Source organism: Pseudomonas sp. SK (genome assembly GCF_012975065.1).
GTDB lineage: Bacteria > Pseudomonadota > Gammaproteobacteria > Pseudomonadales > Pseudomonadaceae > Aquipseudomonas > Aquipseudomonas anuradhapurensis.
The window spans coordinates 3,912,924-3,938,347 of sequence record NZ_CP051857.1 but is presented as its reverse complement, the minus strand read 5'-3'; the positions used below and the strand labels follow the sequence as shown (position 1 = coordinate 3,938,347).

At 63.7% G+C, this 25,424-nt stretch carries 28 protein-coding genes; 27 read left to right on the top strand and 1 reads right to left on the bottom strand.

Annotation, left to right across the window (positions count from 1 at the left end; genetic code table 11):
- Position 1: 1 nt before the first annotated feature.
- The 27 genes from fliJ (at position 2) to HG549_RS17970 (ending at position 24,716) form a co-directional block, all read left to right on the top strand.
- A complete protein-coding gene (gene fliJ / locus HG549_RS18100; protein ID WP_170031105.1) occupies positions 2-454 on the top strand; it encodes a flagellar export protein FliJ in 453 nt (150 codons plus the stop codon).
- 140 nt (positions 455-594) lie between these two features.
- A complete protein-coding gene (locus tag HG549_RS18095) occupies positions 595-900 on the top strand; it encodes an STAS domain-containing protein (RefSeq protein ID WP_170031103.1) in 306 nt (101 codons plus the stop codon).
- A gap of 8 nt (positions 901-908) precedes the next feature.
- Complete coding sequence (locus HG549_RS18090) at positions 909-2,600, top strand: fused response regulator/phosphatase (protein WP_170031101.1); 1,692 nt, start codon at positions 909-911, stop codon at positions 2,598-2,600.
- 49 nt (positions 2,601-2,649) lie between these two features.
- Complete coding sequence (locus tag HG549_RS18085) at positions 2,650-2,997, top strand: Hpt domain-containing protein (protein ID WP_170031099.1); 348 nt, start codon at positions 2,650-2,652, stop codon at positions 2,995-2,997.
- A gap of 73 nt (positions 2,998-3,070) precedes the next feature.
- Positions 3,071-4,360 (top strand): flagellar hook-length control protein FliK, encoded by a 1,290-nt coding sequence (locus tag HG549_RS18080; RefSeq protein ID WP_170031098.1) that lies wholly within the window; start codon positions 3,071-3,073, stop codon positions 4,358-4,360.
- 346 nt (positions 4,361-4,706) lie between these two features.
- Complete coding sequence (gene fliL / locus HG549_RS18075) at positions 4,707-5,204, top strand: flagellar basal body-associated protein FliL (RefSeq protein ID WP_170031097.1); 498 nt, start codon at positions 4,707-4,709, stop codon at positions 5,202-5,204.
- Between the two features lie 9 nt (positions 5,205-5,213).
- Positions 5,214-6,182 carry a flagellar motor switch protein FliM gene (fliM, locus tag HG549_RS18070; RefSeq protein ID WP_170031096.1) on the top strand — a complete coding sequence of 323 codons (969 nt, stop codon included), beginning with the start codon at positions 5,214-5,216 and terminating at the stop codon, positions 6,180-6,182.
- Positions 6,183-6,229: 47 nt separating this feature from the next.
- The gene (fliN, locus tag HG549_RS18065) at positions 6,230-6,700 is read left to right on the top strand and encodes a flagellar motor switch protein FliN (protein ID WP_170031095.1); all 471 of its coding nucleotides are present in this window, start codon (positions 6,230-6,232) and stop codon (positions 6,698-6,700) included.
- A 12-nt stretch (positions 6,701-6,712) separates the two neighbouring features.
- Entirely contained in the window at positions 6,713-7,147 is a 435-nt protein-coding gene (gene fliO, locus HG549_RS18060) for a flagellar biosynthetic protein FliO (RefSeq protein ID WP_170034243.1), read from the top strand.
- Positions 7,147-7,902 carry a flagellar type III secretion system pore protein FliP gene (fliP, locus tag HG549_RS18055; protein ID WP_170031094.1) on the top strand — a complete coding sequence of 252 codons (756 nt, stop codon included), beginning with the start codon at positions 7,147-7,149 and terminating at the stop codon, positions 7,900-7,902. Before fliO ends, fliP begins: the two co-directional genes overlap by 1 nt.
- Before the next feature lie 21 nt (positions 7,903-7,923).
- On the top strand, positions 7,924-8,193 hold the full coding sequence (fliQ, locus tag HG549_RS18050) for a flagellar biosynthesis protein FliQ (RefSeq protein WP_170031093.1): 270 nt from the start codon (positions 7,924-7,926) through the stop codon (positions 8,191-8,193).
- A 7-nt stretch (positions 8,194-8,200) separates the two neighbouring features.
- Complete coding sequence (gene fliR, locus HG549_RS18045; RefSeq protein ID WP_170031092.1) at positions 8,201-8,977, top strand: flagellar biosynthetic protein FliR; 777 nt, start codon at positions 8,201-8,203, stop codon at positions 8,975-8,977.
- Between the two features lie 2 nt (positions 8,978-8,979).
- The gene (gene flhB, locus HG549_RS18040; RefSeq protein WP_170031091.1) at positions 8,980-10,122 is read left to right on the top strand and encodes a flagellar biosynthesis protein FlhB; all 1,143 of its coding nucleotides are present in this window, start codon (positions 8,980-8,982) and stop codon (positions 10,120-10,122) included.
- A gap of 352 nt (positions 10,123-10,474) precedes the next feature.
- Complete coding sequence (flhA, locus tag HG549_RS18035; protein WP_170031090.1) at positions 10,475-12,604, top strand: flagellar biosynthesis protein FlhA; 2,130 nt, start codon at positions 10,475-10,477, stop codon at positions 12,602-12,604.
- Between the two features lie 11 nt (positions 12,605-12,615).
- On the top strand, positions 12,616-13,926 hold the full coding sequence (gene flhF / locus HG549_RS18030) for a flagellar biosynthesis protein FlhF (RefSeq protein WP_170031089.1): 1,311 nt from the start codon (positions 12,616-12,618) through the stop codon (positions 13,924-13,926).
- Between the two features lie 84 nt (positions 13,927-14,010).
- Positions 14,011-14,853: a flagellar synthesis regulator FleN gene (gene fleN, locus HG549_RS18025; RefSeq protein WP_170034241.1), complete on the top strand. Its 843-nt coding sequence runs from the start codon at positions 14,011-14,013 to the stop codon at positions 14,851-14,853.
- Positions 14,850-15,590 carry an RNA polymerase sigma factor FliA gene (gene fliA, locus HG549_RS18020; RefSeq protein WP_046614576.1) on the top strand — a complete coding sequence of 247 codons (741 nt, stop codon included), beginning with the start codon at positions 14,850-14,852 and terminating at the stop codon, positions 15,588-15,590. The genes fleN and fliA overlap by 4 nt, the downstream gene beginning before the upstream one ends.
- 105 nt (positions 15,591-15,695) lie before the next feature.
- Positions 15,696-16,070 (top strand): chemotaxis response regulator CheY, encoded by a 375-nt coding sequence (locus HG549_RS18015; RefSeq protein ID WP_170031088.1) that lies wholly within the window; start codon positions 15,696-15,698, stop codon positions 16,068-16,070.
- A 19-nt stretch (positions 16,071-16,089) separates the two neighbouring features.
- Positions 16,090-16,878 (top strand): protein phosphatase CheZ, encoded by a 789-nt coding sequence (locus tag HG549_RS18010; RefSeq protein ID WP_170031087.1) that lies wholly within the window; start codon positions 16,090-16,092, stop codon positions 16,876-16,878.
- Positions 16,879-16,890: 12 nt separating this feature from the next.
- The gene (locus HG549_RS18005) at positions 16,891-19,143 is read left to right on the top strand and encodes a chemotaxis protein CheA (RefSeq protein ID WP_170031086.1); all 2,253 of its coding nucleotides are present in this window, start codon (positions 16,891-16,893) and stop codon (positions 19,141-19,143) included.
- Positions 19,144-19,189: 46 nt separating this feature from the next.
- Positions 19,190-20,302, top strand: a complete 1,113-nt coding sequence (locus tag HG549_RS18000; protein WP_170031084.1) for a chemotaxis response regulator protein-glutamate methylesterase — start codon at positions 19,190-19,192, stop codon at positions 20,300-20,302.
- Positions 20,302-21,042: a flagellar motor protein gene (locus HG549_RS17995; RefSeq protein ID WP_170031082.1), complete on the top strand. Its 741-nt coding sequence runs from the start codon at positions 20,302-20,304 to the stop codon at positions 21,040-21,042. The genes HG549_RS18000 and HG549_RS17995 overlap by 1 nt, the downstream gene beginning before the upstream one ends.
- A gap of 3 nt (positions 21,043-21,045) precedes the next feature.
- Entirely contained in the window at positions 21,046-21,903 is an 858-nt protein-coding gene (gene motD, locus HG549_RS17990; protein WP_170031080.1) for a flagellar motor protein MotD, read from the top strand.
- 222 nt (positions 21,904-22,125) lie between these two features.
- Entirely contained in the window at positions 22,126-22,914 is a 789-nt protein-coding gene (locus HG549_RS17985) for a ParA family protein (protein WP_170031078.1), read from the top strand.
- Positions 22,914-23,798: a CheW domain-containing protein gene (locus HG549_RS17980; protein WP_170031076.1), complete on the top strand. Its 885-nt coding sequence runs from the start codon at positions 22,914-22,916 to the stop codon at positions 23,796-23,798. The genes HG549_RS17985 and HG549_RS17980 overlap by 1 nt, the downstream gene beginning before the upstream one ends.
- Before the next feature lie 41 nt (positions 23,799-23,839).
- Positions 23,840-24,319 (top strand): chemotaxis protein CheW, encoded by a 480-nt coding sequence (locus HG549_RS17975; protein WP_003254393.1) that lies wholly within the window; start codon positions 23,840-23,842, stop codon positions 24,317-24,319.
- 1 nt (position 24,320) lies between these two features.
- The gene (locus tag HG549_RS17970; RefSeq protein WP_170031074.1) at positions 24,321-24,716 is read left to right on the top strand and encodes a DUF2802 domain-containing protein; all 396 of its coding nucleotides are present in this window, start codon (positions 24,321-24,323) and stop codon (positions 24,714-24,716) included.
- A gap of 153 nt (positions 24,717-24,869) precedes the next feature.
- On the opposite strand, the gene HG549_RS17965 is transcribed toward HG549_RS17970, so the two are convergent.
- Positions 24,870-25,355 carry a hypothetical protein gene (locus HG549_RS17965; protein WP_170031072.1) on the bottom strand — a complete coding sequence of 162 codons (486 nt, stop codon included), beginning with the start codon at positions 25,353-25,355 and terminating at the stop codon, positions 24,870-24,872.
- Between the last annotated feature and the right edge of the window lie 69 nt (positions 25,356-25,424).

Below are 25,424 nucleotides of genomic sequence, written 5' to 3'. Positions count from 1 at the left end.
CATGGCGCAGCCCGGACGCGCCGCGCGCCTGGCGCCGGTGGTGGCCATGGCCGAGGAGGCCGAGCGCAAGGCGGCCCAGCGCCTTGGGCATTTCCAGCAGCTGGTGGCGACCGCCCAGGCCAAGCTGGCCGAGCTCGAACGGTTCCGTGAGGATTACCAGCTGCAGTGGATCAACCGTGGCGGGCAGGGGGTCAATGGCAACTGGCTGGTCAACTACCAGCGTTTCCTCGGCCAGCTGGAAACGGCCATGACCCAGCAGCGGCAGAGCCTGGCCTGGCACCAGAACAACCTCAACAACGCCCGTGGTACCTGGCAGCAGGCCTATGCCCGGGTGGAGGGCTTGCGCAAGCTGGTGCAGCGTTACCAGGAAGAAGCCCGGCGCGCGGAAGACAAGCGCGAACAGCGCCTGCTCGACGAACTGTCCCAGCGCCTGCCACGGCAGCACCCGCATTGACGATCCGCTGGCAGCGGGTTTACCCGCGAAGCGGCCGGCACAGGCAGCCAGTATCCGCAAGCCGCATCGCTTGCAGCCCCCGCGGTTGCCTGCTAAACCTTTAAGGAGCTGTATCCGCCATCATCGAAGGAATCGCTAGCATGGCAGTCGAGACTGATTTTTCGCAGGACGGGAAAAAGCTGACGATCAAGATCAAGGGTCGCTTCGATTTCGGCAAGCACCAGGAATTTCGTGACGCCTACGAACGTCAGCCCAACTGGCCCGATTCGGTGGTCATCGATCTCAAGGAAACCACCTACCTCGACAGTTCCGCGCTCGGCATGCTGCTGTTGCTGCGTGACCATGTCGGTGGTGACGATCCGGACATACGTGTGGTGAATGCCAGCTCCGATGTTCGCAAGATCCTCGCCATCTCCAATTTTGAAAAACTCTTCGATATCAGTTGAGCGCCGACATGCCGGCCGAACAGGCGTTGACCGTGCTGGTCGCCGAGGACGGGGCCGCCGACCGCCTGCTGCTGGCGCAGATCGTCCGTCGTCAGGGTCATCAGGTATTCACTGCGGAAAACGGTGAACAGGCGGTTGCGCTGTTCATCGAGCAGCGCCCGCAGCTGGTGCTGCTGGATGCGCTGATGCCGGTGATGGATGGTTTCGAGGCGGCGCGGCAGATCAAGGCCCTGGCCGGCGAAGCGCTGGTGCCGATCATTTTCCTGACTTCGCTGAACGAAGAAGAGGGCCTGGTACGCTGCCTGGAGGCCGGTGGCGATGACTTCATGGCCAAACCCTACAGTGCCGTGATACTCGGCGCCAAGATCCGCGCCATGGACCGCTTGCGCCGGTTGCAGGCCACCGTGCTGGAGCAGCGCGACGAGATTGCCGGGCATCACCACCATCTGCTCAACGAGCAGCGGGTAGCCAAGGCGGTATTCGACAAGGTGGCCCACTCCGGCTGCCTGGCCGCGCCCAACATCCGCTACTTGCAGTCGCCCTATGCGCTGTTCAATGGCGACCTGATGCTGGCCGCTTTCACGCCGTCCGGTGACATGCGCGTGCTGCTCGGTGATTTCACCGGGCATGGCCTGCCGGCGGCGGTAGGTGCCATGCCGCTGGCCGAAGTGTTCTATGGCATGACCGCCAAGGGCTATGGCATCGCGCAAATCCTGCGCGAGATGAACGCCAAGCTCAAGCGCATCCTGCCGGTGGACATGTTCTGTTGTGCGCTGCTGCTCGACCTCAACATGCAGCGCGGTTCGGTGGAAGTGTGGAACGGCGGCATGCCCGATGGCTATCGCCTGTCGGTGCAGGGGCAGGTGCTGTCGGCGTTGCGTTCGCGACACCTGCCGCTGGGTATTCTGCCCGCCGAGCGTTTCGACGATACCACCGAGGTGCTGCCGCTGGCGCCGGGCGAGCGCGTGCTGCTGCTGTCGGACGGCGTGATCGATACCGCCGACGACCAGGAGCGCCTGTTCGGCGTGCAGCGCCTGCACCAGGTGCTGGCCGACAACCGTGACCCGGCGCGCCTGTTCGACGAAGTGATGCAGGCCCTGGAACGCTTTGGCGGATGCCCGCGCGATGACATCAGCCTGTGCGACATTCGCATGTTCAGCGCCGAGGAACGGGTACCGGCGCCGACCCTCTACTCTGACAGCGGCCGCTCCAGCCCGCTGGACTGGTCGTTGCAGTTCGAGGTGCGCGGCGAGAGCCTCAAGCGCTTCGACCCGGTGCCCTATCTGGTGCAGTTATTGCAGGAAATCCATGGCCTGCGGGCGCGCACCGGCAACCTGCACAGCGTGCTCAGCGAGCTGTATTCCAACGCCCTGGAGCACGGCGTGCTGGGCCTGGACTCGCGGCTCAAGCGCGATGTCCAGGGTTTTGCCGCCTACTACGAGGAACGCGCGCGGCGCCTGATGCAACTGACCGACGGCTACGTGCGTATCCAGTTCAGGGTTGAACCGCTTGGCGACGGCGGGCGTCTGATGATCGAGGTTCGCGACAGCGGTGCCGGGTTCGATGTGCAGCGGACGCTGGCGCAGCCTGCGCTGGAGCGGCGCCTGAGTGGGCGTGGGCTGAACCTGGTCCAGCGGCTGGCCAGCAGTGCGCGCTGGAGCGAAGGCGGGCGGTGCGCGCAGGTGGAGTTCGTCTGGTGAGCCATGGGCTGGCTCGGGCATAATCTGGCTTGATCAAGGGAGTGAACAAGTGACTGACATGCATATTGACCAAAAGGTACTCAGCGACCTGCGTGAAGTCATGGAGGATGGCTATCTGCAACTGGTGCAGACCTTCCTCGACGATTCCGAGCGGCGCCTGAGCCAGTTGCACGCGGCCAGAAGTGCCGAGGAACTCAGTACGGTCGCGCACAGCTTCAAGGGCAGCAGCAGCAACATGGGCGCCGTTGCCTTGGCCGGCCTGTGCCAGCAGCTGGAGGAGCGCGCGCGGCGGCCCCCGCTGTATGGCATTGAAGACCTGATTTCCCGTATCGATCGGGAGTTCCTTGAGGTGCAGCATTTCTACCGGGGCGAGCAGCAACGTATTTTGACCGGTTGACAGGGCAACTTGGCGCGAGTCTTGCTTTGCTCTGCCTGGATGTCTTTTTTGTTCCTGGCGCGGAGACCGCTCGATGCCTGTCGCACCCAACCCATTGTTGCAAGCCAACGCCATTGCCAACACCTCGCGTTCGCCCGCCGCACAGGCCGACAAAGCGCTGCAGGCACCGGCGGACAAGGGCGCCGGCTTTGGTCAGGTAATGGCCAGGCAGGGCCGGGACAAGGCTGCCGGGCAGGATGACAAGGTCGCCCAGGCCAAGCCCAAGGACAAAGCCGAAGCGGCACCAGGCGGCAAGGCCGAGCCCGCCGACACGCCCGCTGTTGCCGATGACGGCAAACCCTTGCCAGCCGACGGCCAGGCCCCGCTGCAGGCCGACACCGACATGCGCGATGCCAGCCTGGTGGCCGGCCAGGTCACCGACGCCCAGCCCGGCGCGCAACTGATCCAGGCCCAGGCCGAGACCGTGGCACCGGTGCTGCAGGCCGCCACGGCGCAGCCCACGGTCGCGGCGCCTGCAGCGCCGGCCGCCGAGGAAACCTTCGACCCCGACGCCGACCCGCTGGCCAACCTGCCCACCTTGCGCCTGGCCCTGGAACACAGTGCCCAGGCCAAAGGGACAACCTCGGTCCATGCCCAGGACCCGGCCTCGGCCCAAGCTGACGATGCGCCTGTGGCCGTCAATACCTTGGCGAACCTGGTGCAGGATGCCGTGGGCGATTCGGCGGGCGCGGCTGATGCCGGCGAGCCTGGTGACAAGGCCTTCGGTGCCTTGCTCGAAGATGGCTTGAAGGACACCAAGAGCGCCAGCAGCGATACCCGCGTGGATGATTTCGCCAACCGCCTGGCCAACCTGACCCAGGCCGCCACGGCCAAGACCGCCAACGCCGTGCCAGCCAATGCCAGCCCGTTGCACCAGCCGCTGCCAATGAACCAGAACGCCTGGGCCGAGGGCCTGGTCAACCGGGTCATGTACCTGTCCAGCCAGAACCTCAAGTCGGCGGACATCCAGTTGGAGCCGGCAGAGCTTGGTCGGTTGGACATTCGCGTCAATGTTGCGACGGACCAGTCGACCCAGATCACCTTCATCAGTGGCCACGCCGGCGTGCGTGACGCCCTCGACAGCCAGGTGCATCGCCTGCGCGAACTGTTCACCCAGCAAGGCCTGGCCCAGCCGGATGTCAACGTGGCCGACCAGTCGCGTGGGCAGCAACAGCAGCAACAGCAGGCGCAGGCCCAGGGCAGCCAGTTGTCCGGGGTGGCGGCGCGGCAGGCAGAGCAGGGCGGTACCGAGAGCGCCGACAGCAGCCGGCCGGTGGAGCAGCAACTGGTTATCGGTGACAGTGCGGTCGATTACTACGCCTGATGTCGGGGTGTATGCCTTGGGTTTTGCGGCGCTTTTGAGGGCCAGCGCCGCCCGCGCGGCGCATCGCGGATAAATCCGCTCCTACATTGGTTGCAGCGTGGCCATGCCTGTGAGGCCATGGTTGTCAGCCGGCTGGCAAGGCTCAAGTCAAGCGCCAAGGCTGGCAACCATGGCGTCACAGGTTCGGCACGTTGCAACAAATGTGGGAGCGGATTTATCCGCGATGCGCCGCGCGGGCGGCGCTCGATTTCGCAGGCGCAAGATCCCTCAATGCCAAATCTGGCATAACACTTGCTCAAGCCAAGCCATCCTCCCTTGAACCCCCGATGGACGACGGATTATTGGCATGGCGAAAAGCGAAGCAGTCAAAGACCCCGCCACTAAAGGCAAACTCAAGCTGATCCTGCTGGCGGTCGTCGGCCTGTTGCTGGCGATCGGCCTTTCGGTGGGCGCTACCTGGTTCATCATGCACAAGAGCGAGCCTGCCCCGGCCGCCGAGGCAATCGCCGGTAACGTCAAGCCTGCGGCGATCTACGAGCCGCTGGCCCCGGCCTTCGTGGTCAACTTCAACCAGAACGGTCGCCAGCGCTACATGCAGGTGAGCATTACCATGCAGGCGCGCAACCAGGCCGACCTGGATGCCCTCAAGGTGCACATGCCGGTGATCCGCAACAACCTGGTGATGATGTTCTCCGGGCAGGGCTTCGATACCTTGGCCGGCAGCCCGGTCGGGCAGGAGATGCTGCGCCAGAAGGCCACCGCAGTGGTTCAGGAAGTGGCGCAGAAGGAAGTCGGCAAGCCGGTCGTCGACCAGCTGCTGTTCACCAATTTCGTATTGCAGTAGGAGTCCGCAATGGCCGTACAGGACCTGCTGTCCCAGGATGAAATCGATGCCTTGTTGCATGGCGTCGACGACGGGCTGGTGCAGACCGAGAGTGCCACCGAGCCTGGCAGCATCAAAAGCTACGACCTGACCAGCCAGGACCGTATCGTGCGGGGTCGCATGCCGACCCTGGAAATGATCAACGAGCGCTTTGCCCGTTACACCCGGATCAGCATGTTCAACCTGCTGCGCCGCTCCGCCGACGTGGCGGTGGGTGGCGTGCAGGTGATGAAGTTCGGCGAGTACGTGCATTCGCTGTACGTGCCGACCAGCCTCAACCTGGTCAAGATCAAGCCGCTGCGCGGCACCGCGCTGTTCATCCTCGATGCCAAGCTGGTGTTCAAGCTGGTCGACAACTTCTTTGGCGGCGACGGCCGTCACGCCAAGATCGAAGGCCGCGAGTTCACCCCCACCGAGCTGCGCGTGGTGCGCATGGTGCTGGACCAGTGTTTCGTCGACTTGCGGGAAGCCTGGCAGGCGATCATGCCGGTCACCTTCGAGTACATGAACTCGGAGGTCAACCCGGCCATGGCCAACATTGTCGGCCCCAGCGAGGCGGTGGTGGTATCGACCTTCCACATCGAACTGGACGGCGGTGGCGGCGACCTGCACGTGACCATGCCGTACTCGATGATCGAGCCGGTGCGGGAAATGCTCGATGCCGGCTTCCAGTCCGACCTGGACGACCAGGACGAGCGCTGGGTCAAGGCCCTGCGCGAGGACGTGCTGGACGTTGCCGTGCCGGTGAGCGCCACGGTTGCCCGGCGCCAGCTGAAGCTGCGCGACATCCTGCACATGCAGCCTGGCGACGTGATTCCGGTGGAGCTGCCTGAACACCTGGTGTTGCGCGCCAACGGCGTGCCTTCGTTCAAGGCGCGCCTGGGTTCGCACAAGGGCAACCTGGCGCTGCAGATCATCGACCCGATCGAACGCCGCTGATGGCGCGCCGGTCGCTCATAACGTATTGAATGCCTGTCGAGGAAATCATGGCTAACGAAAACGAGATCACCTCCCCAGAGGACCAGGCGCTGGCCGATGAATGGGCTGCAGCGCTGGAAGAAACCGGTGCAGCTGGCCAGGCCGACATCGATGCGCTGCTGGGTGGCGACACCGCCAGCAGCGTCGGCGGCCCGGGGCGCTTGCCGATGGAAGAGTTCGCCAGCTCGCCGAAGCCGAGCGAGAACGTCAGCCTCGAAGGCCCGAACCTGGACGTGATCCTGGATATTCCGGTGAACATTTCCATGGAAGTGGGCAGCACCGAGATCAACATCCGCAACCTGCTGCAGCTCAACCAGGGTTCGGTCATCGAGCTGGACCGCCTGGCCGGTGAGCCGCTCGATGTGCTGGTCAACGGCACGCTGATCGCCCATGGCGAAGTGGTGGTGGTCAACGAGAAGTTCGGCATCCGCCTGACCGACGTGATCAGCCCCAGCGAACGTATCAAGAAGCTGCGCTGAGTGAAGGGCACGATGCGCGCCTGCCTGGCGTTCGCCGCGCTGCTTGCCAGCCAGGCCTGCCTGGCCGCGGCCACCCCGACGGCAACCCCTGCGGCTGCCCCTGGCAGCCTCGGCGGGCAGCTGGCGCAGATGGTTTTCGGCCTGCTGCTGGTGGTCGGCCTGATTTTCTTCCTGGCCTGGCTGCTGCGGCGCATGCAAGGGGCTGCGGTGAAGGGCGGGCAGGTGATCGAGATTGTCGGCAGCCGGGCCATCGGCCCGCGTGATCGCCTGTTGCTGGTGCAGGTGGGCAAGGCGCAGATCCTGATCGGCCATACCCCTGGCAGCATCGAGGCGTTGCATGTGCTGGCCGAACCCGTGGAAGTACCGGAAAGCGCCCGCCAGGCGACGCCGGAGTTCGCCCAGCGGCTGATGGAGCTGATGGGCAAGGACCCTAAGGACAAGAAGTGATGAGCGGCGCGCTGCGTTTGTTGTTGATACTGGCGCTGCTGCTGGCTGCGCCACTGGCCCTGGCCGCCGACCCGCTGTCGATCCCGGCCATCACCCTGTCCAATACCGCGGACGGGCAGCAGGAATATTCGGTCAGCCTGCAGATCCTGCTGATCATGACGGCGCTCAGCTTCATCCCGGCGTTCGTCATCCTGATGACCAGCTTCACCCGCATCATCATCGTGTTCTCGATCCTGCGCCAGGCCCTGGGCCTGCAGCAGACGCCATCGAACCAGCTGCTCACCGGCATGGCGCTGTTCCTCACCATGTTCATCATGGCGCCGGTGTTCGACCGGGTGAACCAGGATGCGCTGCAGCCGTACCTGAAGGAGCAGATGACCGCCCAGCAGGCCATCGACAAGGCCCAGGGGCCGCTCAAGGACTTCATGCTGGCGCAAACCCGGCAAAGCGACCTCGACCTGTTCATGCGCCTGTCCAAGCGCACCGACATCGCCGGCCCGGACCAGGTCCCGCTGACGATCCTGGTGCCGGCGTTCGTCACCTCCGAGCTGAAGACCGCGTTCCAGATCGGTTTCATGATCTTCATCCCGTTCCTGATCATCGACATGGTGGTGGCCAGTGTGCTGATGGCCATGGGCATGATGATGCTGTCGCCGCTGATCATTTCGTTGCCGTTCAAGATCATGCTGTTCGTGCTGGTGGATGGCTGGGCGCTGATCATGGGCACCCTGGCCAGCAGTTTCGGCGGCGTCTGACGCCGTCAAGGAGAGCCGCCGATGACCCCTGAAGTCGCTGTCGACCTGTTCCGCGATGCCTTGTGGCTGACCACCTTGATGGTGGCCGTGCTGGTGGTGCCGAGCCTGCTGGTGGGCCTGGTGGTGGCCATGTTCCAGGCTGCCACGCAAATCAACGAACAGACCTTGAGCTTTCTGCCACGCCTGCTGGTGATGCTGGTCACGCTGATCGTTGCCGGGCCTTGGCTGGTACAGAAGTTCATGGAATACATCACCGCGCTGTACACCAATATCCCGCAGCTGATCGGTTGACCTGGCAATGCTCGAGCTGACCGACACGCAGATCGGCACCTGGGTCGCTACCTTCATCCTGCCGTTGTTCAGGGTGACGGCGGTGCTGATGACCATGCCGATTTTCGGTACCCGCATGCTCCCGGCGCGGGTGCGCCTGTACGTGGCGTTGGCGATTACCGTGGTGATCGTGCCGGCGCTGCCGCCGCTGCCCGAGTTCGACCCGCTGAGCCTGCGCGGCCTGCTGCTGTGCGCCGAGCAGATCATCGTCGGCGCGTTGTTCGGCCTGGCCCTGCAACTGCTGTTTCAGGCGTTCGTGGTTGCCGGGCAGATCGTCGCGGTGCAGATGGGCATGGCGTTCGCCTCGATGGTCGACCCGGGCAACGGCGTCAACGTCACCGTGGTCAGCCAGTTCATGACCATGCTGGTGAGCATCCTGTTCCTGTTGATGAACGGCCACCTGGTGGTGTTCGAGGTGCTGACGGAAAGTTTCACCACCTTGCCGGTGGGCAATGCGCTGGTGGTCAACCATTTCTGGGAACTTGCCGGGCGCCTGGGGTGGGTATTCGCTGCCGGGCTGCTGCTGATCCTGCCGGTGATTGCTGCGTTGCTGGTGGTCAACATCGCCTTCGGCGTGATGACCCGTGCCGCGCCGCAGCTGAACATCTTCTCCATCGGCTTCCCGCTGACCCTGGTCCTGGGCATGTTCATCTTCTGGGTCGGCCTGGCCGATATATTGTCCCACTACCAGGCATTGGCCAGCGAAGCGCTGCAATGGCTGCGTGAACTGGCGAGGGCGCGCTGAGCATGGCAGAAAGCGAGAGCGGCCAGGACAAGACCGAAGAGCCCACCGACAAGCGCAAGCGCGATGCTCGCGAGAAAGGCGAGATCGCGCGTTCCAAGGAACTGAACACGGTGGCGGTGACCCTCGCCGGTGCCGGTGGCCTGCTGGCGTTTGGTGGCTACCTGGCCGAGACGCTGCTGGCGATGATGCGCATGAACTTCAGCCTGACCCGCGACATCATTGTCGACGAGCGGGCCATGGGGGCTTTCCTGCTGGCCTCGGGCAAGATGGCGATATGGGCGGTGCAGCCGGTCATGATCCTGCTGTTCGTGGTTTCCTTCGTGGCCCCGATTGCCCTCAGTGGGTTCTTGTTCTCGGGCAGCCTGCTGCAGCCCAAGTTCAGCCGCATGAACCCGCTGTCGGGGATCAAGCGCATGTTCTCCATGCATGCCCTGACCGAGCTGCTCAAGGCGCTGGCCAAGTTCTTCGTGATTCTGGTGGTAGCGGTGGTGGTATTGGCCAATGACCGCCAGGCCCTGCTGTCGATTGCCAACGAGCCGCTGGAGCAGGCGATCATCCATAGCCTGCAGGTGGTGGGTTGGAGTGCGTTGTGGATGTCGGCCGGGTTGCTGTTGATCGCCGCGGCGGACGTGCCGTTCCAGCTTTGGCAGACGCACAAGAAGCTGAAGATGACCAAGCAGGAAATCAAGGACGAGTACAAGGACAGCGAGGGCAAGCCCGAGGTCAAGCAGCGTATTCGCCAGCTGCAGCGCGAAGTGTCGCAGCGGCGGATGATGGCGGCGGTGCCGCAGGCCGACGTGATCATCACCAACCCCACGCACTATGCGGTGGCCTTGCAGTATGACCCGGAGAAGGGTGGCGCGGCGCCCTTGTTGCTGGCCAAGGGGACCGATTTCATTGCCTTGAAGATTCGCGAGATTGGCGCGGAGCACAAGATCCAGATTCTTGAGTCGCCGGCGTTGGCGCGGGCGATTTATTACTCCACCGAGCTGGAGCAGGAAATTCCTGCCGGCTTGTACCTGGCGGTGGCGCAGGTGCTGGCCTATGTGTTCCAGATCCGCCAGTACCGCGCTGGCAAGGGCAAGCGGCCGGAGCCTCTGAAGGACGACCTGCCGATTCCGCCGGACCTGCGGCGTGACAGCTGACAGGTGCCCGCCTTTAAGCATTTGGCGCCTGTGAGATCGAGCGCCGCCCGCGCGGCGCATCGCGGATGAAATCCGCTCCTACATTTGTTGCAACGTGCCGAACCTGTTACGCCATGGCCGCCTGCCTTGGTGCCGGTCTTGAGCCTTGCAAACCCGCTGACAACCATGGCCTCACAGGCATGGTCACGTTGCAACAAATGTAGGAGCGGATTTCATCCGCGATGCGCCGCGCGGGCGGCGCTCGCTCCCACAGGCACTAAATCTCTGAAGCCCGACAAAGTTGGAAAGCTTCTTGCAAAGCCACGCCCAGGCGCCCCCGGGGCGTCAAAGTTTTGCATCAAGAGGACTCGTGGTGGATCGCACTCAGTTAATCAGCAACGCCCGTCACAACCTGGCCGGGCTCGGCCGGGGCAACCTGGGCGTGCCGCTGTTGCTGCTGGTGATGTTGGCAATGATGATGTTGCCGATACCACCGTTCCTGCTCGACGTGTTCTTCACCTTCAACATCGCCCTGTCGATCGTGGTGCTGCTGGTCTGCGTGTACGCCCTGCGCCCGCTCGACTTCGCCGCGTTCCCCACCATCCTGCTGGTGGCCACGCTGTTGCGCCTGGCCCTGAACGTGGCCTCCACCCGCGTGGTGATGCTGCATGGCCAGGAGGGCCACGGCGCTGCCGGCAAGGTGATCCAGGCCTTCGGCGAGGTGGTGATCGGCGGTAACTATGTGGTCGGTGCCGTGGTGTTCGCCATCCTCATGATCATCAACTTCGTGGTGGTGACCAAGGGCGCCGGGCGGATCTCGGAAGTGAGCGCGCGGTTTACCCTGGATGCCATGCCCGGCAAGCAGATGGCCATCGATGCCGACCTCAACGCCGGCCTGATCGACCAGGCCCAGGCCAAGCACCGCCGTGCCGAGGTGGCCCAGGAGGCCGAGTTCTACGGTTCGATGGACGGTGCCAGCAAGTTCGTCCGCGGTGACGCCATCGCCGGCCTGCTGATCCTGTTCATCAACCTGATCGGTGGCATGCTCATCGGTATGCTGCAGCACGGCATGAGCTTCGGCGATGCCGGCAAGGTATACGCCTTGCTGACCATCGGTGACGGTTTGGTGGCGCAGCTGCCGTCCCTGCTGCTGTCCACCGCCGCCGCCATCATGGTCACCCGCGCCTCGGGCTCCGAGGACATGGGCAAGCTGATCAACCGGCAGATGTTCGATTCGCCCAAGGCCCTGGCGGTGTCCGGGGCGCTGATGATCGTCATGGGCCTGGTGCCAGGCATGCCGCATATTGCCTTCCTCAGCCTCGGCCTGCTGGCCGGCGGTGGCGCCTACCTGGTGTGGAAGAAGCAGCAGAAGGCCAAGCTCGAGGCGCAGAGGGAAGCACAGCGCCAGCAGGACCTGCTGCCTTCGCCGCAGCGTGCGCAGGAAACCAAGGAGCTGGGCTGGGATGACGTAACACCGATCGACATGATTGGCCTGGAGGTCGGCTACCGGCTGATTCCGCTGGTCGACCGCAACCAGGGTGGCCAGTTGCTGGCGCGGATCAAGGGCGTGCGCAAGAAGCTCTCGCAAGACCTCGGCTTCCTCATGCCCACCGTGCACATCCGTGACAACCTCGACCTGCAGCCCAGCGCCTATCGCCTGACCCTGATGGGGGTGATCCTGGCCGAGGCAGAGATCTACCCGGACCGTGAGCTGGCCATCAACCCTGGCCAGGTGTTCGGTACCCTCAACGGCATCGCCGCGCGGGACCCGGCGTTTGGCCTGGAAGCGGTGTGGATCGACGTCGGCCAGCGCGCCCAGGCGCAGTCGCTGGGCTATACCGTGGTCGATGCCAGTACCGTGGTGGCCACCCACCTCAACCAGATTCTGCAGAAGCACTGTCACGAGCTGATCGGCCACGAAGAAGTCCAGCAATTGCTCCAGGTGCTGGCCAAGGCATCGCCTAAACTTGCCGAGGAGCTGGTGCCAGGTGTCATTTCCTTGTCGGGCCTGCTCAAGGTGCTGCAAGCGCTGTTGTCGGAGCAGGTGCCGGTGCGCGATATTCGCAGCATTGCCGAGGCGATCGCCAACAACGCCAGCAAGAGTCAAGATACCGCCGCGCTGGTGGCGGCGGTGCGCGTCGGATTGTGTCGCGCCATCGTGCAAAGCATTGTCGGCGTTGAGTCCGAGCTGCCAGTGATTACTCTGGAGCCAAGGTTGGAACAGATTTTGCTCAATAGTCTGCAAAGGGCCGGGCAAGGTCAGGAAGACGGTGTTCTTCTGGAGCCGAGCATGGCCGAGAAGCTGCAGCGTTCGCTGATCGAAGCGGCCCAGCGCCAGGAGATGCAGGGCCAGCCGGCCATCCTCCTGGTCGCCGGCCCGATCCGCGCCATGCTGTCGCGTTTCGGTCGCCTGGCTGTACCGAATTTGCATGTTCTGGCGTATCAGGAAATACCGGACAACAAGCAAGTCACCATCGTTGCCACCGTGGGCCCTAACGGCTGAGGTAGTGGATAATGCAAGTTAAGCGATTTTTCGCCGCCGATATGCGTCAGGCCATGAAGCTGGTCCGTGATGAGCTGGGCGCTGATGCCGCCATCATCGGCAACCGCCGCATCGCCGGAGGTGTCGAACTGACGGCTGCGCTGGACTACAAGCTGTCCGCCCTGGCCCCGCGTGTGCCCAATGCCGAGCTGGAAGAAGAGCTGCGCAAGACCCATACGCGCATCGCCACTGCCCGTGCCGAGCTGGATCCCCGCCCGGACAGCAGCGACAACAACCGCCAATTGTTCGCCGGGCAGTCGCTGACCGCCGCCGAGCCGTTGATCGAACCGCACGTCGACGCCCCCGCGCCTGCCGCTGCAGCCCCGGCTGCGGCACCGGTCGATGCGCGCCTGGTCGATGCCATGCGCTCCGAGCTGTCTGGCCTGCGCGAGCTGCTGGAAGTGCAGCTCGGCTCGTTGGCCTGGAACCAGCTGCAGGGCAGCAAGCCGCAGCAGGCCACGCTCTGGCGCCGCCTGCAGCGTATCGGCCTGTCTGGGCCGATCGCCCGTGAGCTGCTCGACCTGACCGCCGACATCGAGGAACCACGTCAAGCCTGGCGCATGCTGCTGGCGCACCTGGCGCGGATGATCGACATCCCCGAGATCGAGCCGATCGAAGAGGGCGGGGTGATCGCCATGGTCGGCCCTGCCGGCATGGGCAAGACCACCACCTTGGCCAAGCTGGCCGCGCGTTACGTACTCAAGTACGGCGCCCACAACCTGGCGCTGGTGAGCATGGACAGCTTCCGCATCGGCGCCCAGGAGCAGCTCAAGACCCTGGGCCGCATCCTCAACGTACCGGTGACCTACGTCGACCCTGGCCAGTCACTGGCTGCGGCGCTGGAGCCACTGCTGCGCAAGCGCGTGGTGCTGATCGATACCGCTGGCCTGCAGGCCAGCGACCCGGCCCTGCGCATGCAACTGGAAACCCTGGCCGGGCGCGGCATTGCCGCGAAGAACTACCTGGTCCTGGCCACCACCAGCCAGAAGCAGGTGCTGACCGCCGCCTACCACAGCTACAAGCGCTGCGGTCTGGCCGGCTGCATCCTGACCAAACTCGATGAAACGGCAAGCCTTGGTGATGTCCTGAGCCTTGCCATCAGTCATGAACTGCCAGTGGCCTACCTGACCGATGGGCCGCGCATTCCTGACGACCTGCACCTGCCGCGAGGGCACCAGTTGGTGTCGCGTGCGGTCAATGTGCAGCAGCAGGACGAGCCCAGCGAAGAGGCCATGGCTGACATGTTCGCTGATCTCTATCACAACCCACGGCGAGCGGGTTGATGATGAAGCGTGTGCAAGGTAGCTATGCCAAGGGGTACGCAGAATTGCCCCACGTGTGGCCTGAGTCCCAGCGAGACAAGGTAAATAACAGACATGGGTAGCATGCATCCCGTACAGGTGATCGCCGTGACCGGTGGCAAAGGTGGCGTCGGCAAGACTAACGTTTCAGTGAACTTGTCTCTGGCGCTGGCCGAGCTTGGCCGCAGGGTCATGCTGCTCGACGCCGACCTGGGCCTGGCCAACGTCGACGTGTTGCTTGGCCTGACGCCCAAGCGCACCCTGGCCGATGTCATCGAGGGGCGCTGCGAGCTGCGTGACGTGATGCTGCAGGGCCCTGGCGGTGTGCGCATCGTCCCGGCGGCCTCGGGCACCCAGAGCATGGTGCACCTGGCCCCGGCCCAGCATGCCGGGTTGATCCAGGCGTTCAGCGAAATCGGCGACAACCTCGACGTGCTGGTGATCGACACCGCTGCCGGTATTGGTGACTCGGTGGTCAGCTTCGTCCGCGCGGCCCAGGAAGTGCTGCTGGTGGTGTGTGACGAACCCACCTCGATCACCGATGCCTACGCCCTGATCAAGCTGCTCAACCGCGACTACGGCATGAACCGCTTCCGCGTGCTGGCCAACATGGCACAGAGCCCGCAGGAAGGGCGCAACCTGTTTGCCAAGCTGACCAAGGTCACCGACCGCTTCCTCGACGTTGCCCTGCAGTACGTGGGCGCCGTGCCGTATGACGAATGCGTGCGCAAGGCCGTGCAGAAGCAGCGCGCCGTCTACGAAGCCTTCCCTCGCTCCAAGTGCGCCCTGGCATTCAAGGCGATTGCGCAGAAGGTCGACAGCTGGCCGCTGCCGGCCAACCCGCGCGGTCACCTGGAATTCTTTGTCGAGCGCCTGGTGCAACCCACCAGCGCGGGACCCGTGTTATGAATGCGAGTGGTTTCAAGATGTACAGCCGAGCATCGAAAGACGCGCAGTACGAGCTGATCGAGCGCTACGCCCCGTTGGTCAAGCGCATCGCCTACCACCTGTTGGCGCGATTGCCGGCCAACGTGCAGGTCGAGGACCTGATCCAGGCCGGCATGATCGGCCTGCTGGAAGTGGCCAACAAGTACGATGCCAGCAAGGGCGCCAGCTTTGAAACCTACGCCGGTATCCGTATTCGTGGGGCCATGCTCGACGAAGTGCGCAAGGGAGACTGGGCGCCACGTTCGGTGCACCGCAACACGCGCATGGTCAGTGACGCGATGCGTGCCGTGGAGGCCAGAACCGGGCGTGACGCTAAAGATCATGAAGTTGCTGCCGAACTCCAGTTGAGTCTCGATGATTACTACGGGATCTTGAACGATACCCTGGGCAGCCGCCTGTTCAGCTTCGACGACCTGCTGCAGGACGGCGAGCACGAAGGGCTGCATGAGGATGGTGCCAGTGGTCAGGTCGAACCTGCACGTGGCCTGGAGGACGAGCGCTTCCAGGCGGCCCTGACCGAGGCCATCGCCAACCTGCCGGAGCGTGAGCGCCTGGTGCTGGCGCTGTACTACGACGAAGAGCTGAACCTCAAGGAAATCGGTGAGGTGCTTGGGGTCAGCGAGTCGCGAGTCAGCCAGTTGCACAGCCAGTGTGCCGCGCGCCTGCGCAGCCGCCTGGGCGAATGGCGGGCGCGTTGAACCCGGTGTCGTTGCAGTCGTTTTCCACGTTGTACCCAATTGATTGAATGCGTGCTCGGGGCCGAGCGCGTTAGAGACTGCTTGGAGGTCTACTTGAACAAAGACATGAAAATCCTCATCGTTGACGACTTTTCGACGATGCGGCGGATCATCAAGAACCTGTTGCGTGACCTGGGCTTCACCAACACGGAGGAGGCCGATGACGGCATCACGGCGCTGCCGATGCTGGAGAACGGCCACTACGATTTCCTGGTGACCGACTGGAACATGCCCGGCATGTCCGGCATCGACCTGCTGCGCAAGGTGCGTGCCAGCGACAAGCTGAAAGCCATGCCGGTACTGATGGTGACCGCCGAGGCCAAGCGCGACCAGATCATTGAAGCGGCCCAGGCCGGGGTCAATGGCTATGTGGTCAAGCCGTTCACCGCCCAGGTGCTCAAGGAAAAGATCGAGAAGATCTTCGAACGCGTCAACGGCTGAGTCTCGTCAGGGGGGCGCCATGGATTCATCACAAACCTCTTTGGGCGAGTTCGAGTCGACCCTGAAGAAGCATGCCCAGGAACTGGTCGCAAGCCTCGAGCACGGCCGCTTCGGCGAGGCGGTGCAGCTGATCCACGAGCTGAACCAGACCCGCGACCGCGGCCTGTACCAGGAAGTCGGCAAGCTCACCCGTGAGTTGCACAGTGCCATCGTCAGTTTCCAGATCGACCCGACCATGCCGCAGGCCGAGGAGGTGTCGCAGATAACCGACGCCACCGAGCGCCTGTCCTACGTGGTCAGGCTCACCGAGGGCGCGGCCAACCGCACCATGGACCTGGTCGAGGAAAGCACCCCGGTGCTCAACGACCTGGCCAGCGAGGCTGCGGCCCTGAGCAGCGACTGGCAGCGTTTCATGCGTCGTGAAGTGGCTGCGCCGGAGTTTCGCGACCTGGTGAAGCGGGTTGACAGTTTCCTGACGCACAGCGCCGAAGGTAACCGCAAGGTCGCCGGCCACCTCAACGACATTCTGCTGGCCCAGGACTATCAGGACCTGACCGGCCAGGTGATCAAGCGCGTCACCGCGCTGGTGACCGAAGTGGAAAGCAACCTGCTGAAACTGGTGCTGATGGCCAGCCAGGTCGACCGCTTTGCGGGCATCCAGCATGACCACGATCAACTGCGCGCAGAAAAAGATCGAGAAAAACATCCGACTCGGGGTGAAGGTCCGCAGATTCATGCCGATAAGCGTGAAGACGTCGTGTCCGGTCAGGACGATGTCGATGATCTGCTGTCCAGCCTGGGTTTTTAAGGAGCACCTTTGATGAGCTTCGGCGCCGATGAAGAAATCCTCCAGGATTTCCTGGTAGAAGCCGGCGAAATTCTTGAGCAACTGTCCGAGCAACTGGTCGAGCTGGAAAGCCGGCCCGACGATGCCGACCTGCTCAATGCGATCTTTCGCGGTTTCCACACTGTAAAAGGGGGCGCCGGCTTCCTCCAGCTCAACGAGCTGGTGGAGTGCTGCCATATCGCCGAGAACGTGTTCGACATCCTGCGCAAAGGTGAGCGCCGGGTCGATGCGGAACTGATGGATGTGGTGCTCGAGGCACTGGATACGGTCAACAGCATGTTTGGCCAGGTGCGCGAACGCAGCGAAGTGACCCCAGCCACCCCCGAGCTGCTGGCGGCGTTGTCGCGCCTGGCCGAGCCGGGCGCCGCGCAAGAAGCCGAAGCGCCTGCCGCTGCGGCAGCGGAGCCGGTTGTCGAGGCTGCCGCCGAAGAGCAGGACATCACCGACAGCGAGTTCGAGCAGTTGCTCGACTCGCTCGATGCGGTCAAGGCGCAAGCTGCGGCCGACGAGCAGTTGCAGGGCGAGACCGTCAGTGGCGGAGGTGACGAGATCACCGACGCCGAGTTCGAATCGCTGCTCGACCAGTTGCACGGCAAAGGCCAGTTCAGTGCCGAGCTTGCCGCGCCAGCAGTCGCCAGTGCGCCGGAAGCGGCCAGCGACGAGATTACCGACGCCGAATTCGAATCGCTGCTCGACCAGTTGCATGGCAAGGGCACGTTCCAGGCTGATGCCTTGCCGGCCGCCAAGGCCTCGGCGCCTGCCGCCGCTGCCCCTGGCGCCGGTGGTGACGAAATCAGCGAGCACGAGTTCGAGGCGCTGCTGGACCAGTTGCACGGCAAGGGCAAGTTCAGCGGCGAAGTGGCCGCTGCCGAAGCCCCCGCTGCGGCCAAGGTGCAAGCACCGGCTGCGGCCAAGGCCGACAGCCAGCCAGCGGCCAAGCCTGCTGCAGCGCCAGCGCCAGCGCCAGCCCCAGCTGCGGCTCCGGCAGCAGCCAGCAAGCCTGCTGCGGCACCACGCGCGCCGGCCCCGGCTGCCGACAAGCACGGCGCCAGCGAAGCGGAAACCACGGTGCGGGTCGATACCGCGCGCCTGGACGAGATCATGAACATGGTCGGCGAACTGGTGCTGGTGCGTAACCGCCTGGTGCGCCTGGGCCTGAACAGCGGCGACGAGGCCATGTCCAAGGCCGTGTCCAACCTCGACGTGGTCACCGCCGACCTGCAGACCGCGGTGATGAAAACCCGCATGCAGCCGATCAAGAAAGTCTTCGGCCGCTTCCCGCGCCTGGTACGTGACCTGGCCCGCCAGTTGAAGAAAGAGATCAACCTGGAGCTGGTCGGTGAAGAAACCGACCTCGACAAGAACCTGGTCGAGGCCCTGGCCGACCCGTTGGTGCACCTGGTGCGCAACGCGGTCGACCACGGCGTGGAAATGCCTGACGAGCGTGAGGCTGCAGGCAAGCCGCGGATGGGCCGGGTGGTACTGTCGGCGGAACAGGAAGGCGACCACATCCTGTTGTCGATCTCTGACGACGGCAAGGGCATGGACCCCAACATCCTGCGCGCCAAGGCCGTGGAAAAGGGCCTGATGGACAAGGACGCCGCCGATCGCCTGAGCGAATCGGACTGCTACAACCTGATCTTCGCCCCGGGCTTCTCGACCAAGACCGAGATTTCCGACGTGTCCGGCCGTGGTGTCGGCATGGACGTGGTGAAGACCAAGATTTCCCAGCTCAACGGCTCGATCAACATCTTCTCGGCCAAGGGCCAGGGCTCGAAGATCGTCATCAAGGTGCCGCTGACCCTGGCGATCATGCCGACCCTGATGGTGATGCTGGGCAACCAGGCGTTCGCCTTCCCGCTGGTCAACGTCAACGAAATCTTCCACCTCGACCTGTCGCGCACCAACGTGGTCGACGGCCAGGAAGTGGTGATCGTACGCGACAAGGCACTGCCGTTGTTCTACCTCAAGCGCTGGCTGGTCCAGGGCCAGGTGCACGAAGAGCAGCACGAGGGTCATGTGGTGATCCTGTCGGTCGGCACCCAGCGCATCGGCTTTGTCGTCGATCAACTGGTTGGCCAGGAAGAAGTGGTAATCAAGCCGCTGGGCAAGATGCTGCAGGGCACCCCGGGGATGTCCGGGGCCACCATTACCGGCGACGGTCGCATCGCGTTGATTCTCGACGTCCCGAGCATGCTCAAGCGTTACGCCGCACGGCGTATTTGATTTCGGTGGCGCACCCTGGCGGGTTGCGCCACCTAACGGAGTGTTTATGGCAGTCAAGGTCCTGGTGGTGGATGATTCCGGTTTCTTCCGCCGCCGCGTCTCGGAAATCCTCGCGGCGGATCCGACGATCCAGGTGGTGGGTACCGCGACCAACGGCAGGGAAGCAATCGACCAGGCGCTGGCGCTCAAGCCCGATGTCATCACCATGGACTACGAAATGCCCATGATGGACGGCATCACCGCAGTGCGGCACATCATGCAGCGCTGCCCGACGCCGGTGTTGATGTTCTCCTCGCTGACCCATGAAGGCGCCCGCGTCACCCTCGACGCACTGGATGCCGGGGCGGTGGATTACCTGCCGAAGAATTTCGAGGACATCTCGCGCAACCCGGAAAAGGTCAAGCAGCTGCTGTGCGAAAAGGTGCATACCATTTCCCGCAGCAACCGCCGCTTTGGCAGCTACGCCAGCCCCGCGCCAGTGGCTACGCCGGCGCCTGCCAGCAGCTTCGCCAGCCCGGCCCCGGCACGTACGCCGGTAACTACCCGTGCGGCGGCCCCGGTCGCCGCGCCAACGCATGCGCCAGCGCCCAAGCGCAAGCCTTACAAGCTGGTGGCCATCGGCACCTCCACCGGTGGTCCGGTTGCCCTGCAGCGTGTGCTGACCCAGCTGCCAGCCAACTTCCCGGCACCGATCGTGCTGATCCAGCACATGCCGGCGGCGTTCACCAAGGCTTTTGCCGAACGCCTGGACAAGCTGTGCCGCATCAGCGTCAAGGAAGCCGAGGACGGCGACATGCTGCGCCCCGGCCTGGCCCTGCTGGCCCCCGGTGGCAAGCAGATGATGATCGACGGCCGTGGCACGGTGAAGATCCTGCCCGGTGACGAGCGCCTGAACTACAAGCCGTGCGTAGACATCACCTTCGGCTCGGCGGCCAAGTCGTATGGCGACAAGGTGCTGTCGGTGGTGCTCACCGGCATGGGCGCCGATGGCCGTGAAGGCGCACGCCTGCTCAAGCAGGGCGGCAGCACGGTGTGGGCCCAGGATGAAGCCAGCTGCGTGATCTATGGCATGCCCATGGCCATCGTCAAGGCCAACCTTGCCGACGCGGTGTACAGCCTGGACGATATCGGCAAGCACCTGGTGGAGGCGTGCGTCTGATGGACGTGCTCAGCCTGATCGGCCTGATCCTCGCGTTTGTCGCCATCGTCGGTGGCAACTTCCTCGAAGGCGGCCATATTGGCGCGCTGATCAATGGTCCTGCGGCGCTGATCGTGCTCGGCGGCACCCTGGCGGCAGCCTTGCTGCAGTCGCCGCTGGCGTCGTTCAAGCGCGCCTTGCAGATTCTGCGCTGGATCCTGTTTCCGCCACGGGTCGACCTGGCCGGCGGCATCGATCGCGTGGTGAGCTGGAGCCTGACGGCGCGCAAGGAAGGCCTGCTGGGCCTGGAAGGGGTGGCCGATGCCGAGCCCGACCCGTATGCCCGCAAAGGCTTGCAACTGCTGGTGGACGGCGCCGAGCCGGAGGCAATCCGCAGCATCCTCGAGGTCGATTTCCTGACCCAGGAAAGCCGTGATATCCAGGCCGCCAAAGTGTTCGAGAGCATGGGCGGCTACGCGCCGACCATCGGCATCATCGGCGCGGTGATGGGCCTGATTCACGTGATGGGCAACCTGGCGGACCCGTCGCAACTGGGCAACGGCATTGCCGTGGCCTTCGTCGCCACCATCTACGGTGTGGCCAGCGCCAACCTGGTGTTGCTGCCGATCGCCAACAAGCTCAAGGCCATCGTCATGCGCCAGTCGCGCTACCGCGAGATGTTGCTCGAAGGCCTGCTGTCGATTGCCGAAGGCGAGAACCCCCGCTCGATCGAGCTGAAGCTGCAAGGCTTCATGGAGTAACCCATGCGTCGCCGTCGTCATGCCGAGGAACACGAAAACCACGAACGCTGGCTGGTGTCGTACGCCGACTTCATCACCTTGCTGTTCGCCTTCTTCGTGGTGATGTACTCGATTTCCTCGATCAACGAGGGCAAGTACAAGGTCATTTCCCAGGCCTTGCTCGGGGTGTTCAACGACCCCGAACGCAGCATGAAGCCGATCCCCATCGGCGACGAGCGGCCGCTGAGCGTGCGCCCGGCCGAGCCCCTGGTGAAGGACAGCGAACAGACCGATGCGGCCCTGGCGGCGAGCACTGCCGACCCGCTGAAAACCATCAGTGATGATGTGCGCGATGCCTTTGGCGACCTGATCAGCAGCGACCAGATGACCGTGCGCGGCAATGAATTGTGGATCGAGATCGAACTCAATTCCTCGTTGTTGTTCGGCAGCGGCGATGCCATGCCCAGCGACAAGGCATTCGCCATCATCGAAAAGGTCGCCGGCATTCTCAAGCCGTTCGCCAACCCGGTGCACGTCGAAGGCTTTACCGACAACTTGCCGATCCGCACCGCGCAGTACCCGACCAACTGGGAGCTGTCGTCGGCGCGCGCGGCGAGCATCGTGCGCCTGCTGGCCATGGAAGGGGTCGACCCGGCACGCATGGCCTCGGTGGGCTACGGCGAGTACCAGCCGGTGGCCAGCAACGACACGGCCGAAGGCCGCGCGCGTAACCGCCGCGTGGTGCTGGTGATTTCGCGCAACCTCGAAGTGCGCCGCAGCCTGACTGGCTCGGGCAGCGCCAATGCCAAGCCGGACGCGGCATTGCGCCGGGCTGGCACACAAAGTGCACCGGCAACGCCAGCAACGGTGGCGGGGCAGTGATCCGTCAATTCCCCGACGCTGCGACGCACATGATATTGGATGTGGCGCTGTCAGCTGTGGGAGCGGGCGTGCCCGCGAAGCAGGCGATGCGGTGAATGGCACCGTCTGCGCCGGTGTTCGCCGGCTCGCCCGCTCCCACACCGGCCGCGCGAGCTTTCGAATTTTGCGCAAGACAGTTGCCCCCGCAGTGTTCCTGCCAAATCTATAGATAGAGTTTGCTTGATGAGAGTCTGGGCAGTAGCCAATCAAAAAGGTGGCGTCGGCAAGACCACCACTACCATCGCCCTGGCCGGCCTGCTGGCCGAGGCCGGCAAGCGCGTGGTCGTCGTCGACCTCGACCCGCACGGCTCGATGACCAGTTACTTCGGGCACAACCCGGATGCCCTGGAGCACAGCTGCTACGACCTGTTCCTGCACAAGGGCGCGGTGCCCGAAGGCCTGCCCGGGCAATTGCTGCTGCCCACCAGTGACGAGCGCATTTCGCTGTTGCCGTCGAGCACCGCGCTGGCCGTGCTCGAGCGCCAGTCGCCAGGGCAGAACGGCCTGGGCCTGGTCATCGCCAAGAGTCTGGCGCAGCTGTGGCAGGATTTCGACTTCGCCCTGATCGACAGCCCGCCGTTGCTCGGCGTGCTGATGGTCAATGCCCTGGCGGCCAGCCAGCAGCTGGTGATCCCGGTGCAAACCGAGTTTCTCGCGGTCAAGGGCCTGGAGCGCATGGTCGGCACCCTGGCCATGGTCAATCGCTCCCGCAAGCAGGCGCTGCCGTACCAGATCGTGCCGACCCTGTTCGACCGGCGGACCCAGGCCTCGCTGGGTACCCTCAAGCAGCTGCGGGACACTTACGGCCAGCATGTGTGGCAAGGCTATATCCCGGTGGATACGCGCCTGCGCGATGCCAGCCGCAAGGGCGTCACACCCTCGCAATTCGACAGCAAGAGCCGCGGCCTGGTGGCCTACCGGGCGCTGCTCAAGCACCTGCTGACCTACAAGACTGCGGCGCAGGTGGCCTGATGACCCAGACCCGAACAACCAGCAGCCGGCCACAGATGGCCCTGCAATCCTACCTTGACGGCCTGCTGCAGGACGCCACCGAGGCCGAAGAGCTGCTCGCGGCGCCCGCAGCGGCAGATGAATTCGCCGACGCGGTGCGCGAAGAACAGGCGCGTGATGCCCAACAGGCCAGGCCTGCAGCGCTCCAGGCCAGCGCCAGCCCGGCGCTGCGGCCGTTCGCCGAGCCCACGCTGGCGGTATTGCCCAGCGTGATGCCGGTGGACGCCCCGGTGGTGTCGGTGGTCGAGCGCGAGGTCGTGGCCGAGGCCAGCATTCCGGTGCTGATCGAAGAACCCAGCGTGGCGGTGCCATTGGTGGATGTGCACCTGCCGGCGCCCAACCTGCCCGTGCCGCCGACCACTGTCGATGGCCGCCCGGCCTGGGCGGCCGAGCCATTCGAATGCCTGCTGTTCGACGTGGCCGGCCTGACCCTGGCGGTGCCACTGGTGTGCCTGGGCTCGATCTATTCCCTGGCCGGCCAGGAGCTGACGCCCTTGTTCGGCCAGCCTGACTGGTTCCTGGGCATCCTGACCTGCCAGGCCGGCAACCTGAAGGTGCTGGACACGGCGCGTTGGGTCATGCCTGACCGCTACCGCGATGATTTTCGCCAGGGCCTGCAGTACGTGATTTCCGTACAGGGCTATGAATGGGGGTTGGCCGTGCATCAGGTCAGCCGCTCGTTGCGCCTGGACCCGGCCGAGATCAAGTGGCGCAGCCAGCGTGGCCAGCGCCCGTGGCTGGCCGGCACGGTTATCGAACACATGTGTGCATTGCTCGACGTCGCTGCGCTGGCCGAGCTGATCGCCAGCGGTGCAGCCAAGCAATTGCATGCGAAACAGAAATGACACCGAACACACCGCCACTGGCGGATATTGAGGGTAGGGGAATGAAAAAGTCGTCTGCACAAGGTTCCGAAGATCCGATCCTGCAATGGGTTACCTTCCGTCTGGACAACGAGTCCTACGGCATCAATGTGATGCAGGTGCAGGAAGTGTTGCGCTACACCGAGATCGCCCCGGTACCGGGTGCGCCAAGCTACGTGCTGGGCATCATCAACCTGCGTGGCAACGTGGTGACGGTGATCGACACCCGTCAGCGCTTTGGCCTGATGCCGACCGAAGTCACCGACAACACCCGCATCGTCATCATCGAGGCCGACAAGCAAGTGGTCGGCATCCTGGTCGACAGCGTGGCCGAGGTGGTGTACCTGCGCCAGTCCGAGATCGAGACCGCGCCGAACGTGGGCAACGAAGAGTCGGCCAAGTTCATCCAGGGCGTGTGCAACAAGAATGGCGAGCTGCTGATCCTGGTTGAACTGGACAAGATGATGACCGAGGAAGAGTGGTCCGAGCTGGAGAATATCTGAGTTGATCCTAGAGGTTGCTGTCATCTTCCTGGCGCTGGCCTGGGCTGTGAGCCTGTGGTTTTTCCTCAACTACAGCAAGCGCCAGCGCGAGCTGGCCGCACAGCAGGCGGTGGGGGATGCGCTGCGTGACCAGCGTATCAAGGACCTGGCCAAGCGCCTGGACGACTACCAGAACGGTACCGTGCGCATGGGCGAGGCGCTGCACGCGTTGAGCGTGTCGGTTGCGCCACTGCCGGACAGGATCCAGCAGCTGGAGCAGCGCGACCCTGAGAACGTCACCTTCACCCAGGCGGCCAAGCTGGTGGGCATGGGCGCCAGCGTGGCCGAACTGACCGAAAGCTGCGGCCTGACCCAGGCCGAGGCGGAGCTGATGCGCAAGTTGCATCGCGGTGAGTGATTCTTGCTGAGCGAAGGGCGGTTGGCCCGATGCCCGGGTGGGCTCGTTCGCCGGGCATGATGCGTTATAAGTATCTCCGCGAGGAATAAAAGAAGCCAGGGCAATGTCCTGGCTTCGATGCGTTCAATGGCTGAGCCGACTGGCCATGCAAGGTCAGCGCTTGGCAACCGGCTGAACCTTAACTGGCTCGATATGCCCTGGCTCATTTTTTTGCCGTATATCGAAATAGGTTTCTACGCGATCTTGTGTGGCTCTGATGAGTACGTCGACTTTCGGATTCATAAATTGTCCTTCTTTAAAGCGGAAATCCGAACTTGATACATAAGCAGAGATTAGCGCGGGGTCTGTGATTTCATAAGGCTGGTCAAAGTGGATAGTTAGCATTGCGGGGTACGATTCTTTGCCGTGGGCTGGATCAGTTTTCGGGGGAGACGCCACTGCGTTGAGGTAGTATTCCATTTTGACCGCTTTAGCATCGCCTGCCACTATCACATTATCCACCCGACCTCCCACGATTCTGTTGTTAGCCATTACAGTGACCGTGTGACCTGGTTTTATCAGAGCCAGGTACCTGACGGCCTCATCATGACCAGGGATATCGAGAGGCACATCACCAGGAAATAAAAAATGGATGCTCATGATTCACTCTCTTGAGTAGCTAGTGTTAAGGTACAAAACTTGGTTGGCATTTCGATATTTAATATTGTT

Excerpts from the sequence above, each read along its gene's own strand:
- fliJ (WP_170031105.1), top strand. The coding sequence starts at position 2 with ATGGCGCAGCCCGGACGCGCCGCGCGCCTGGCGCCGGTGGTGGCCATG.
- HG549_RS18095 (WP_170031103.1), top strand. The coding sequence starts at position 595 with ATGGCAGTCGAGACTGATTTTTCGCAGGACGGGAAAAAGCTGACGATC.
- HG549_RS18090 (WP_170031101.1), top strand. The coding sequence starts at position 909 with ATGCCGGCCGAACAGGCGTTGACCGTGCTGGTCGCCGAGGACGGGGCC.
- HG549_RS18080 (WP_170031098.1), top strand. The coding sequence starts at position 3,071 with ATGCCTGTCGCACCCAACCCATTGTTGCAAGCCAACGCCATTGCCAAC.
- fliL (WP_170031097.1), top strand. The coding sequence starts at position 4,707 with ATGGCGAAAAGCGAAGCAGTCAAAGACCCCGCCACTAAAGGCAAACTC.
- fliM (WP_170031096.1), top strand. The coding sequence starts at position 5,214 with ATGGCCGTACAGGACCTGCTGTCCCAGGATGAAATCGATGCCTTGTTG.
- fliN (WP_170031095.1), top strand. The coding sequence starts at position 6,230 with ATGGCTAACGAAAACGAGATCACCTCCCCAGAGGACCAGGCGCTGGCC.
- fliO (WP_170034243.1), top strand. The coding sequence starts at position 6,713 with ATGCGCGCCTGCCTGGCGTTCGCCGCGCTGCTTGCCAGCCAGGCCTGC.
- fliP (WP_170031094.1), top strand. The coding sequence starts at position 7,147 with ATGAGCGGCGCGCTGCGTTTGTTGTTGATACTGGCGCTGCTGCTGGCT.
- fliQ (WP_170031093.1), top strand. The coding sequence starts at position 7,924 with ATGACCCCTGAAGTCGCTGTCGACCTGTTCCGCGATGCCTTGTGGCTG.
- fliR (WP_170031092.1), top strand. The coding sequence starts at position 8,201 with ATGCTCGAGCTGACCGACACGCAGATCGGCACCTGGGTCGCTACCTTC.
- flhB (WP_170031091.1), top strand. The coding sequence starts at position 8,980 with ATGGCAGAAAGCGAGAGCGGCCAGGACAAGACCGAAGAGCCCACCGAC.
- flhF (WP_170031089.1), top strand. The coding sequence starts at position 12,616 with ATGCAAGTTAAGCGATTTTTCGCCGCCGATATGCGTCAGGCCATGAAG.
- fliA (WP_046614576.1), top strand. The coding sequence starts at position 14,850 with ATGAATGCGAGTGGTTTCAAGATGTACAGCCGAGCATCGAAAGACGCG.
- HG549_RS18015 (WP_170031088.1), top strand. The coding sequence starts at position 15,696 with ATGAAAATCCTCATCGTTGACGACTTTTCGACGATGCGGCGGATCATC.
- HG549_RS18010 (WP_170031087.1), top strand. The coding sequence starts at position 16,090 with ATGGATTCATCACAAACCTCTTTGGGCGAGTTCGAGTCGACCCTGAAG.
- HG549_RS18005 (WP_170031086.1), top strand. The coding sequence starts at position 16,891 with ATGAGCTTCGGCGCCGATGAAGAAATCCTCCAGGATTTCCTGGTAGAA.
- HG549_RS18000 (WP_170031084.1), top strand. The coding sequence starts at position 19,190 with ATGGCAGTCAAGGTCCTGGTGGTGGATGATTCCGGTTTCTTCCGCCGC.
- HG549_RS17995 (WP_170031082.1), top strand. The coding sequence starts at position 20,302 with ATGGACGTGCTCAGCCTGATCGGCCTGATCCTCGCGTTTGTCGCCATC.
- motD (WP_170031080.1), top strand. The coding sequence starts at position 21,046 with ATGCGTCGCCGTCGTCATGCCGAGGAACACGAAAACCACGAACGCTGG.
- HG549_RS17985 (WP_170031078.1), top strand. The coding sequence starts at position 22,126 with ATGAGAGTCTGGGCAGTAGCCAATCAAAAAGGTGGCGTCGGCAAGACC.
- HG549_RS17980 (WP_170031076.1), top strand. The coding sequence starts at position 22,914 with ATGACCCAGACCCGAACAACCAGCAGCCGGCCACAGATGGCCCTGCAA.
- HG549_RS17975 (WP_003254393.1), top strand. The coding sequence starts at position 23,840 with ATGAAAAAGTCGTCTGCACAAGGTTCCGAAGATCCGATCCTGCAATGG.
- HG549_RS17965 (WP_170031072.1), bottom strand. The coding sequence starts at position 25,355 with ATGAGCATCCATTTTTTATTTCCTGGTGATGTGCCTCTCGATATCCCT.